General features: G+C 47.3%; 1 protein-coding gene. It reads left to right on the forward strand.

Going from position 1 to position 923, the window contains the following annotated elements:
• Positions 1–923 (forward strand): hypothetical protein (locus MM214_RS18900; protein ID WP_241297738.1); only part of this gene is annotated, 923 nt, incomplete at both ends.

Below are 923 nucleotides of genomic sequence, written 5' to 3' on the forward strand. Positions count from 1 at the left end.
GTAGCAAGTACGATACAACCAACATGTGAAGTTCCAACAGGAACAATAGTGTTCGAGACCCAGACAGGTGTAGAGTACAGCATTGACAATGGAGCGACCTATCAGGCGGGTGAAACATTTACAGGCTTAGCTCCAGGTACCTATAGCTTAAGAGTAAGAAGCACGACAGACAATACCTGTTCCACGGCAGGATCCTCAACGGTAACGATTGAAGAAGTACCAGATGCTCCATCCGTACCGGTGGTAGCAAGTACGATACAACCAACATGTGAAGTTCCAACAGGAACAATAGTGTTCGAGACCCAGACAGGTGTAGAGTACAGCATTGACAATGGAGCGACCTATCAGGCGGGTGAAACATTCACAGGCCTAGCACCAGGTACCTATAGCTTAAGAGTAAGAAGCACGACAGACAATACCTGTTCCACGGCAGGATCCTCAACGGTAACGATTGAAGAAGTACCAGATGCTCCATCCGTACCGGTGGTAGCAAGTACGATACAACCAACATGTGAAGTTCCAACAGGAACAATAGTGTTCGAGACCCAGACAGGTGTAGAGTACAGCATTGACAATGGAGCGACCTATCAGTCAAGCAATACATTCACAGGCTTAGCTCCAGGTACCTATAGCTTAAGAGTAAGAAGCACGACAGACAATACCTGTTCCACGGCAGGATCCTCAACGGTAACGATTGAAGAAGTACCAGATGCTCCATCCGTACCGGTGGTAGCAAGTACGATACAACCAACATGTGAAGTTCCAACAGGAACAATAGTGTTCGAGACCCAGACAGGTGTAGAGTACAGCATTGACAATGGAGCGACCTATCAGTCAAGCAATACATTCACAGGCTTAGCTCCAGGTACCTATAGCTTAAGAGTAAGAAGCACGACAGACAATACCTGTTCCACGGCAGGATC

It is taken from the genome of Belliella kenyensis (assembly GCF_022549675.1).
GTDB classification, from domain to species: domain Bacteria; phylum Bacteroidota; class Bacteroidia; order Cytophagales; family Cyclobacteriaceae; genus Belliella; species Belliella kenyensis.